This is a genomic window from Bacillus sp. T33-2 (assembly GCF_002860205.1).
Lineage (GTDB): Bacteria > Bacillota > Bacilli > Bacillales > Cytobacillaceae > T33-2.
In genome coordinates this window covers 1-10,072 of sequence record NZ_PGVB01000058.1, presented here as the reverse complement: position 1 = coordinate 10,072, position 10,072 = coordinate 1, and the positions used below count along the sequence as shown (strand labels likewise).

The window sequence follows — 10,072 nt, the reverse complement described above, 5'->3', positions numbered from 1 at the left end:
CAACCGATGAAATAATTAGTGGATGTGATTTGTTTACTCAGTATTCCTCATAATTCCGCAAACGGGCGCGATTATTGAACATGAAGTAAAGGAGTTATCAGATTGTCGACAAAAGGGGTTCGGAATGGTCTTAATCCGAACCCCTTTTGTTAATTTTCCCCTTTTTTCTCCATTTTCAGTGTGAGTTGACCTCTACAGCCTCATTTTTATGCCATTTCTGGAGCTCGCCATGTCCAATTGGCCATCTTCTTCAAATTCATGGCAGCGAAAGTAAGCATCGCCTGCATGGACAATTTTTTAAGTCCCCTTAACGTTGTCCAACGCATACCATGCTTTTCTTTTGCATCTGCGAATACACGCTCAATCGTTTCCTTGCGCTTCGCATAGATAGGTTTTACATCTTTGTGATGACGAAGATGGTCTGCTTCTTCCACATATTCCTGCCAAATATGCAGGGCTACCACTTTTTGATGGTCCCTACTTTCTGTGCACTGCGATAAAAATGGGCAGGCTGCACATTTGTGCTTCGGTGATTTGTACTCACGATAGCCTTCCTTGTTCGTCGTTGAGTACTTCAGGACTTCACCGGCCGGGCATAGATAACAGTCGAAGTGTTCATCATAGACATATTCGTGCTTTCGGAAAAAACCATCTTTTGTACACGGCCGTGTATAAGGCATAGCCGGCGTCATTTCGTTATCAATCAAATACTTGGTAATGGCAGGTGTCTTATAGGCTGCATCTGCCGCAACAGCTTTGGGTTTTTCTATGGCAGGGAACTCATTATATTGCTGGTTATTCTGGTGAACTTGAAACCAATCTTTATTTAAATACTTTAAATTTATTTCCTTCAGCCTCTTCTGATCACCCAGAGGTTGGAAAATACGTTTCGATAACGGAGTATAATCCAGAATAACTATGGTTAACAATTGTACTTAAACTTAAGGGTGCTTGAGTTGAGGATCCAGCTGCCGCATCAGCGCAGCTTTTTCTTATTAAACTAAAGGACAATTAATCGATTCTAAGCATGAGGCCATATCAGGTTATTCCATTAAAGGGCGCATTTCCACAAAAGGGAATGCGTCTTTACTAAGGTTTGGCTAGATTGTCGAGTACTATCTGTCTATTTGGATATTTATGTTCAATCAAATTTATTGACTTTAATTCTTTTAAAACCAAGTAAAAGATTTTGATAATTAATCTTCTGCAATCGGGCGCAATTCTACAGCAAGAATTACGCTCTTTCTTTTTGTTAAGGGCCAGATTGTTGAGAAGGAGTTGCCGATTTTACAGAAGGTAAATTAATTTAAGATTAAGAGGTGAACCGTATCATAAGTAAATGAGGTTTTTATGAAAAAAGTAACAGCACCTCTAATTTTATGGAGAAGTGCTGTTTTGTTATTTGAATGCCTAGATGAACATTTGTTGCATGAATGGTTGTTTTCTTTTGCAATGAACTTAATTTTTTTGTTCAATTAGGATTTTCTTATCCAAATGAAGAAAACTATATGCACAAAATGGCTGAATTCCTCCACATGTGCTTTTGCTTACTTTAATATTCTCCTTTAATTACAAAAAACGAGCCCCGAATGGTTCCAGCTAATTTAGACTTCTGCCTAGCAAACTTGAACTTACCTTCTAACTCCTTTGGTATCTCCATCCCCTCAGAAAGTTTAAAACCAACTGCCCGCTTCTTAGGGTCATCAACCGTATACATGACGTTGACCCCGAGACCATCCTCATAAAAGACGTAGGCAAATTTGATATTTTCCACCTGAAAACGCGACGTTTCTAAAGGTTTGGCCGCAAACTCAAGATCACGTTCTTCTTTCAAAACTCGATTCACATAAACAAGGGTCTCCTGGCTTTCGCTAGCTGGTACCGCCGTAAATTCATGCTTGTATTTGTTCATAAAGTAACGAGCCTCATTAGCACGTAAACCAGCAAGTGCTTCTGCTACGGGTGAGGAACCTAAACCAACCGTAGACACATTTTTAAAATCAACGGTATAGGACAATTTCATCCCTCCTTTTATTTCTTTATTTCCTAACAACAGGAATCCACATTTCACCAAATACTAAGCCGTTTCGTTGCCCCATCTCAACCGATGCATTTGGCCCGCCAACATAGGCAAAATTCTTTGCTTCTGGCAAGACTTGACCAAAGGCAATGCCAGTAAGCATATTACTCAACTCTCCAGACGTCTCTGCTTCCCCTTTTACAACCAGGTATTCTCCTTTAGGAAATTGAATCACTCTGGATGCTTCTGGTAATGATGCCTCTGTCATGACGCCAGCATAATGCATCATCTTGTTATTCACCGCTTCATTCACGACAAAAATGTAATCATTTGTGGCTACGGCTTTTAACATGTCGAGCATTCCATCTTGTTTGACGGCCGACCAAAAGTCTGCCTTTTCCTTGTTTATGCCAGCATAGTCTGTGTAGTCGCTCTTAAGCTCAGTTCCGATACCTAAAACGGTAAAGCTTTCTTTTTCTTCTAGAGTATAATTTGTCATATTGAAACCATCCTTTTTTTAAAAATTATCAAATGATTTGTCTTATCACTTGATAAGTTTATAATAGTCTTTAATAGTGTCAAAAAATGATACTGTTTAGGAGGTCCAGATGAAAAAAGTTGAACGGATTAATATCATCATGCGGTATATCAACAACCGGTCCCACTTTACAATTTCTGAGATCATGCAAGAATTTAACATCTCTCGTTCGACGGCTATTAGAGATATCAGAGAAATTGAAGCCATGGGGATGCCGCTTGTCGCTGAAGTTGGAAGGGATGGGGGCTATTTTGTCATGAACAATTCTGTCCTGCCCACTGTCCGCTTTACCGATAATGAGATTAAAGCTCTCTTTATTGCCTTTATGGCCACAAGAAATCAACAACTCCCTTATCTTAAGAGTCGTCAGTCTTTAGCTGAAAAATTACTAGGTCTCATCTCAGAAAACCAGCAAGATGACCTTGTTCTTTTAAATCAAATCTTACTTTTTGAAGGGACCAACCCAAATAATCCCGACCTGCTTGATCTGTCAGACCTCCCCCATCCTATGTTAGAAAAACTTATCCAAATCCTTCTTTTGGATCGTTATTTATTGATTACTATCGAAGAAGTGAAGATAATAAAGTCTTACTCAATCTATCTCTTACACCTTTATCGTGAAAAAAGCCTTTGGTTGATTGAAGGCTTTGACTTAAAGGAAGAGAAGAGACAAATTTTCTCTGTCGACACTCTCACCAATGTCAAACCATACCCCACGAAAAAAAGATTAAGTAAGAAAAAGATTTTAGAAAAAATAAGTAAGCAGGAAGAAGTAATCAACCTTGTCCTCGAACTTGGTCCAAAGGCGATTGCCCAGTTCAAAAAATACCATCCTTTAAAAGTTTCAATTTCCTATACGAATCCTTACCAAACTACAGCCATTCTAAAGACTTTTATCAATGTTAATAATTCAGAAGAATTGACCGAAATAACAAATTGGCTGCTTTTCCTAGGTGGGGATATCAAGGTAAGGGAAATGCCAGTAGAAGTCTTAGAAGGTTTGCAAGAGAAATTATTCCTATTCTGCCCATAAGCAGTGCCAGTTAAAACCCCTAATAATTTTGAGTTTGACCAGTTCCCCTCTCTTTTTGTACACCTAGGAGAGATAGAAACTTCTGAATACTAGAAGTATTTCGAGGAGAGAATAGCATAAATTCATTTTGATAAACAAAGGTAAAAACTCATTTAGATGTATTACGCTGAACCGTATCACAAGTTAAATATAGTAATCAAATTATGCAATAATTTGATCTTCAACAATCGGGCGCTTATCTAGAATAAAGGATAGCGTCTTTTTTAATGTAAAGGGCTATTTAATGTAATAACCACTTTATTCCTCATAGTAAGCGCTCCTGTAGCTGTAAACCTTTTCCTAGTAATCTTCTGGGGTGATTATTCTAAGTAATTATTTTTTATAATTGTTCCTTTTCATAATGCAGAATGGCTTCTTCCAAGAAAATCATTACTTCTTCGTTAACTGGATACAAATTCAAATCAGAAGAAGTCTCCTTAGATTTACGTGCTTCCCAAAATTTGTCGGCTAATTCTGCATTCCCCTTAAAGGTTTCATTGGATAAAATCAGAGTATCCTGCGCAATCAATTGACCTTCTCGAGAGTATGGTGTTTTCCCTTCCTCAAAGCATAGCTCGATTCGCTTGATCAAATTAATCCATTTCGCCATTTGCTCTGGATTGCTCTCCATTTTTGGAAGTTGCTCTATTAATGCTGCTTGCTCCTCTTCGCTGAATAATTTTTCTAATACCTTCTTTTTTCTTTGCTGCTTCAAGGATTGATTTTCTTCTGAGAGGAGTGGCAATAACTGATCCCAATAAATATCACCTTCCAGCTTTAAGGTGTTAATAAGTGTATTGGTATAATCAAGTGATTGTTGTAAATGTTTGATGTTTTGTTCAAGCTGCTCTTTATGTACGGCAAGAGTTTTTTGAATGGTGATCTGGCTAATTATTTTTTTGATGTCCTCTAACGACATGGAAGTGGCTTTTAGTAGTAGAACTTTTTCCAGCAGTAACATATTCTCAGGAGTATAATATCGCTTCCCGTTATCCTCTTTCAGTGCAGGCTTCACAAGCCCGATTTCGTCATAATATCGAAGAGTACGTAAGGATAGATTTAGTTTTTTTGAAACCTCTCCTGTTGAAAAATAAATCATGTAAACAATTCCTCCTAAAAATGCTTGCAGGTTACGTTACGTAATCATTTAACTTGAATGTAGCATAATTAAAGTGTAGGGGGAATCTTATTTTGAAGGAAGATAATTTCTCATCGATGGGATGGACATATAAGGAGCTTAGTCTATTACTTTTGCTTGCTCTCGTAATTGTTCCTGTTGGAATTGAATTTTTATTATATGATTTTCTTCAACAAATACTTCAAGATAGCCTTTATTCTGGAACTATTACAGGTTTTGTGATGGCAATTGTGTTTACATTAGGAGTATATTTTATTGCCTTAAGATCTCATCGATTAAGCTGGAATGTATTAGGGCTCCGTTTCTTTTCCAATACCTACTGGAAATGGATAATAGTTTGGACGGTTGTTTTAATAGCAGCTAGCTTACTTATATTAACCCTAATGGAACTATTTCAGATAGGCGTAGAAAACAGGAAAACAGAATCATTGAAGGCAAATATGACTTGGTTGACTTTTAGCATCGGGTTTATCTCAGCAGCTATAATTTCTCCGATATACGAAGAAATCTTTTACCGCGGCTTTCTCTATAAATGGGTTAGGATGAAATGGGGAGTCAGCACTGGGGTATTATTTAGCTCCCTTATTTTTACGATTGTTCACATTCCTACTTACAACACCCTGCCAGTAAACTTTATCTCTGGAATGATATTTGCATGGACATATGAAAAGTCGGGTTCTATTTTGCCTGGAATTATTATTCACGGAACGTTTAATGGGATTGCAATTATTCTTACGGCCTTAGCTTAAAATTGTTTCCAAATAACTAAAATAAACGAGACGTATGCTTCCGTCAGAAGCCATTCTGCAATCCTTGTGCAGCACCTATTGTAAAAAGTGGCTTTAGGAGGTAAATCAAGACATATATCTTAAGCTCTCTTGTATTTTTTACGATATTCAACAATCGGGCGCAATTCTTCAGCAAGAATTAAGCTCTTTCTTTTTGTTAGGCTCTGTTAATGTTTAATGTTGATAATTGCATAAAATAAAGGGAAATCCATTATAAATAGGGTTTCCCTATTCTTGTTCTACTAACGTTAGATGATGAACAATGTCATTTGTAATAATGTTCACCAGTATATATTGACCACCACCAAAACTTTGTTCCTTGGCACACAACGAATCTATCAAACCATAATTCAAAATTCATTTTTAACGGTCTTGCCTCTTCAAACTGGTCTATATGGTCTTTCCAAAGGAGGTAATTCCTTTCATTTTGTGAAACAAGTTTAGAATTTACCACGATATTGTCTTGATAAATATATGCAATATCATAACATCCTTCATATTCATGGTAACCTTTATGATTATATTCAATAATCTTCTCTAAACTATAAAGTTCAATTTCTCCCCCATAATTTATATCATCAAATAGACGACACCCATTGGTTATTTTTAAAAATTCCTTATAATCGGTAGGTAAAATTAATCCCGTCTGCTTTTCAAAATTAGTAATATCTATATCACTTGCAGGAGGATTGAATGTACAATTTGCATTGTATAAATGCCCTTCTTCGGTTTGAACTTGGATTATATTACCATTTTCATTCAGTCTCTTCTTTAAAGAGCTTAAAGTCTGCTTAACTATACTTCCTTCTTTAACCATAACAACTCTCCCTTTTCGAAGTTAATTGTATCTTAGTTATTCAGCGTAAATTTGGTTTCCTATTTTCACTATATCCCTTTCTCACTAATAGGACTACACAATGAATTTTGACTGTCGCAGACTATCATAAGTTTCTGTCATTTCAAATACAAATGAAGTTAGCAGAAGCTCTTTAATATGTTGCTTTGTGCTTTCGTTACTACGACTGTCAATAAACAAAGACCAAGCAAGGTAATTGTCAAGATATTTTGTGGCAACACCTTTAAAACGGTCAATCCATTTCTTCATTCGAGAATGAAGGCTGTTGACATTTTGAATGTGATACAAGCCTTTAATAACGTGCTTTCCATCATCTGATTTGATTCGGTAATGCTCTAAACTTTTTTCTTTCGCATACGTTTTGTAGGCTCTCCAAGCATCTGTTACAAGCACATTTTCAGAAGATAGTTTAGAGCCGATGATTTCATTTACTTTAGATTTCACAATACGACCCATACAGGAAACTTTGGAGACAGTTGCTTTTGTACGGTCTCTTGCGACAAGAACACATACTTGTTCGCGACTGATTCCTCTGTGTTTGGATTTTCCTCCACGTTTTCGAGGTTTCCTTTCGGTAATGCCACGTTGCCCTTTTTGAGAGTATAGGAAATAGGTTTCGTCAACTTCCACGATACCTTCAAAATGGTCAATATCAATTTGTTTTAAGGCGGATAGTAATTTATGTCTCCAGTAAAAAAGCGTAACCCAAGTAACCCCAACGATTTCTGCCGATTTTCGCAGGGAATAACTTTTGAACATACAGTCCACAAATGTAATCCATTCGTCTCCTTTTCGAGTACGATAAAGAATTGTATTCGTAGTATCTGTAAATGTTTTACTACAACATTTGCAACGGTAGCGTTGGCGACCTTTATATTTACCAAATCGAACAACGTGTTCTGAGGAACAATGAGGACATTCGAACCCCTCTTTAAATCGAGCTTCTCTCATTTCGTTAATTAGGCGACCACCAGCAGAGGATGTTGGCTCTACATAGCGTTTCAACAATTGGTATGCTCTTTCTTTTTGAGTCGGGTTTAAACTGCCCAAATGCTTCAGTAAGTTGTTGAACGCCTTGTTCATAGCCTTTTTGTCCTCCTCGAAGTACCTTGATACAACGATTATAGCCAATTCGAACAGCTTTTAGTAAAAAATCAACAATTATATTGGTTCTTACGCAAAATTGGTGAGAGCATTTTTAACTGTTTTTCGGGTATAGCACTAGTAATACTCTATAGGCGGGTGCGTAGTATGAATCATTCAAATACTGAACAGCTTTTTCAAGTTCGACGAAAATGTTGAAGTGATCCATGCCTTGATGGAGTCTGAGAAGCTGTATGTTGTCCTAAATGTTTGTTCAACACATGCTCAATGTCCAGAATGTAAGCGGCGATCTCCCTCACGCCACAGCCGTTATGCCAGGAAAGTAGACGACCTTCCCGTTTCAGGTCATTCGGTTCACTTGACCGTTCTTCTGCAAAAATGGTTTTGTGTGAACACAGATTGTGAAGTTAAAATTTTTACAGAACGCTTGAATTGGTTAAGTCCTTCTGGCAGAAAAACTAACAGACTGGAAAAGCTGATTCGCCAAGTTGGATATTCAAACAATTGTCTAGTCGCAGAGAAGGTTTGCAGCGAAATGCACATTTCGATAAGCCATGATGCCATTTTGTACCGAATCAAAAAAGAAGATCCAGCCCAGTCAAAGGAGTGCCCCTTTCGTCGGCATTGATGATTTTGCCTTTAAGAAGAGAAAACGGTACGGGACGATTTTCATTGACCTCCTCACAGGTGAAATCCTTGATTTTTTGCCTAATCGAGACAAAGAGTCTGTAAAGAATTGGCTTAAAAGACATTCAGAAATCCAACTGATCACAAGAGACCGTTCGCAAGCATATAAAAGTGCGGCAGAAGAAGCTTCGCCAAAAATCAAACAAGTTGGCGACCGATGGCATATTTTCCAGCATCTCTTCGAAGCAGTTAAGAAGACTATTAAGTCTATTGTGCCGCCAAAGTGGAAACCTCATGGCCAATATCCATCTGCCCAAAAATCCGGTTCTTCACGTCCTTTACCCAAGCGACTCCAGCATCTAGAGAAACACGAAGACAACGTTTGGAAGAGAATTCAACATGCCCAGCGCCTTCGGAATGAAGGCAAGAGCATCACAGCGATCGCAAAGAAGCTAGGTATCTCCCGTAATACCGTCTATACTGATTTGGCTGCAACATCAAAACCGTCCTTTAAACGAACCTCTGTGTATAACCGTTATCTCCCCCTTATCCGTAACATGATTGCAAGTGGATCAAAGGGTGATAAGATAGAAGCTGCCTGCAGGAAGGCAGGGTTTGATGGACATCGCAACACGCTAAATTACATGATTGCGGACGAGCGCCGTGATATTCGAAATAAGAAGCCAAATACACTGAATCTTCAACAGGCAATCATCCAGATTCTTTGGAATAAGGACGTAAAGAACCATAAGGAAGCATTTAAAACTTTACATCCCAACCTTTTGGAGGCATTCCCGTCGTTAATGGAAATTAACAATTTCGTTCAATCCTTTATGCACCTTTTTCAAGAAAAACAACGACCTGGTCTTCGAAAATGGCTGATTGAGCATCAACAGTCATCTTTTACTCACTTTCAAACTTTTATGAACGGCATCAGAGGTGACATTAAGGCTGTTTATTATGCGATAACATTGCCCTGGTCAAACGGCAAAACGGAGGGAACCATTAATAAGTTAAAAAATATCAAAAGAATGATGTATGGACGCGCAGGTTTAAAAGTTTTATTGAATCGATTACGATTCAGTATCTAAAAGAATAGTAATATAATGTTTTTTTAATGTAAGATCACATGATGCTTAGAGGTCATAACATTCACCAAAATCACGTAAGAACCATTATATTTAACAGAGCCTTTTGTTAAGGGCCATATTGCGGTATAAGCGGCACTTTAAACCGGAGACTATAATATCTTTCGGTTTTCTTTTTATAATCGGAGTCAGTATCCGTAAATTTATTTGACACTAACGTAGCGTAATACTTTAGCCTTGTAATATGGAGGTGAATTATGCTGTTTACAACGGGAGAGATTTACAAAAGAACCGGATTTACTGAACGATCTATACGATATTATTCTAATTTGGATTTATTAAAAGCAAAGAAGAATGACAACGGTCAGTTGGTGTTATCCAAATCAGACTTAGAAAACATTGTACAAATACTTGCATCAAAAATAGCAGGTTATAAACTTAAAGATTTAATAGACCAACAACCTTCGTTAAGCTTTATTAAAGATGATTTAACACAAATTATTGCAGACTTAGAAAATGTATTATTCCATTTGGATCAAACTGACTCCGAGGAAAACCTTATGGAAAATATAAGGTTACTTCAAAATTACAATGCTAAATATTTGCGAAAGAGGTGATTGAAATGGTGATGACTTATAAAATAATCGACACATTAAGTCAATATCAAGAATTACTTGCGATTACGGATTTAGAAAAAGAAAAGATCATTTTCGTTATACAATGATGAAGCCATTTGAGAAGATGTGGAATTTAATTAATGTTCCCCTAAAAGCAAAACAACAAAGTGGCTATGATGTTGTAATGGCTACAAAAATGCTTGGCTTTGCAGATGTTTCTGATG

10 protein-coding genes and 2 pseudogenes are annotated in these 10,072 nt (G+C 37.3%); 6 read left to right on the top strand and 6 right to left on the bottom strand.

Going from position 1 to position 10,072, the window contains the following annotated elements:
* Positions 1-206 precede the first annotated feature (206 nt).
* From CVD19_RS23795 to CVD19_RS23785, 3 genes and pseudogenes are all read right to left on the bottom strand, one after another.
* A pseudogene (locus tag CVD19_RS23795) lies at positions 207-770 on the bottom strand (transposase); the annotation flags it as partial.
* A 782-nt stretch (positions 771-1,552) separates the two neighbouring features.
* Entirely contained in the window at positions 1,553-2,017 is a 465-nt protein-coding gene (locus CVD19_RS23790) for a phage tail protein (RefSeq protein WP_101585663.1), read from the bottom strand.
* A gap of 22 nt (positions 2,018-2,039) precedes the next feature.
* On the bottom strand, positions 2,040-2,519 hold the full coding sequence (locus CVD19_RS23785) for a GyrI-like domain-containing protein (RefSeq protein ID WP_101585662.1): 480 nt from the start codon (positions 2,517-2,519) through the stop codon (positions 2,040-2,042).
* A 109-nt stretch (positions 2,520-2,628) separates the two neighbouring features.
* On the opposite strand from CVD19_RS23785, the gene CVD19_RS23780 reads away from it, so the two are divergent.
* Complete coding sequence (locus CVD19_RS23780) at positions 2,629-3,591, top strand: helix-turn-helix transcriptional regulator (protein WP_101585661.1); 963 nt, start codon at positions 2,629-2,631, stop codon at positions 3,589-3,591.
* A 379-nt stretch (positions 3,592-3,970) separates the two neighbouring features.
* On the opposite strand, the gene CVD19_RS23775 is transcribed toward CVD19_RS23780, so the two are convergent.
* Complete coding sequence (locus tag CVD19_RS23775) at positions 3,971-4,729, bottom strand: MerR family transcriptional regulator (RefSeq protein WP_101585660.1); 759 nt, start codon at positions 4,727-4,729, stop codon at positions 3,971-3,973.
* A 92-nt stretch (positions 4,730-4,821) separates the two neighbouring features.
* On the opposite strand from CVD19_RS23775, the gene CVD19_RS23770 reads away from it, so the two are divergent.
* Entirely contained in the window at positions 4,822-5,517 is a 696-nt protein-coding gene (locus CVD19_RS23770) for a CPBP family intramembrane glutamic endopeptidase (protein WP_257985279.1), read from the top strand.
* Positions 5,518-5,821: 304 nt separating this feature from the next.
* On the opposite strand, the gene CVD19_RS23765 is transcribed toward CVD19_RS23770, so the two are convergent.
* Both CVD19_RS23765 and CVD19_RS23760 read right to left on the bottom strand, forming a co-directional pair.
* Positions 5,822-6,373, bottom strand: a complete 552-nt coding sequence (locus tag CVD19_RS23765; RefSeq protein WP_101585659.1) for an SMI1/KNR4 family protein — start codon at positions 6,371-6,373, stop codon at positions 5,822-5,824.
* 93 nt (positions 6,374-6,466) lie between these two features.
* Positions 6,467-7,495, bottom strand: a complete 1,029-nt coding sequence (locus CVD19_RS23760; RefSeq protein ID WP_101585658.1) for an IS1595 family transposase — start codon at positions 7,493-7,495, stop codon at positions 6,467-6,469.
* A gap of 235 nt (positions 7,496-7,730) precedes the next feature.
* Here CVD19_RS23760 and CVD19_RS26030 point away from each other — a divergent pair, with 235 nt between their 5' ends.
* The 4 genes and pseudogenes from CVD19_RS26030 to CVD19_RS25680 all read left to right on the top strand — a co-directional run.
* Entirely contained in the window at positions 7,731-8,144 is a 414-nt protein-coding gene (locus CVD19_RS26030) for a transposase family protein (protein WP_374702922.1), read from the top strand.
* Entirely contained in the window at positions 8,071-9,234 is a 1,164-nt protein-coding gene (locus tag CVD19_RS23755) for an ISL3 family transposase (RefSeq protein ID WP_101585657.1), read from the top strand. Before CVD19_RS26030 ends, CVD19_RS23755 begins: the two co-directional genes overlap by 74 nt.
* 254 nt (positions 9,235-9,488) lie before the next feature.
* Positions 9,489-9,848, top strand: coding sequence for a MerR family transcriptional regulator (locus CVD19_RS23750; protein ID WP_101585656.1), 360 nt, complete (start codon positions 9,489-9,491; stop codon positions 9,846-9,848).
* Between the two features lie 11 nt (positions 9,849-9,859).
* A pseudogene (locus CVD19_RS25680) lies at positions 9,860-10,072 on the top strand (hypothetical protein); the annotation flags it as partial.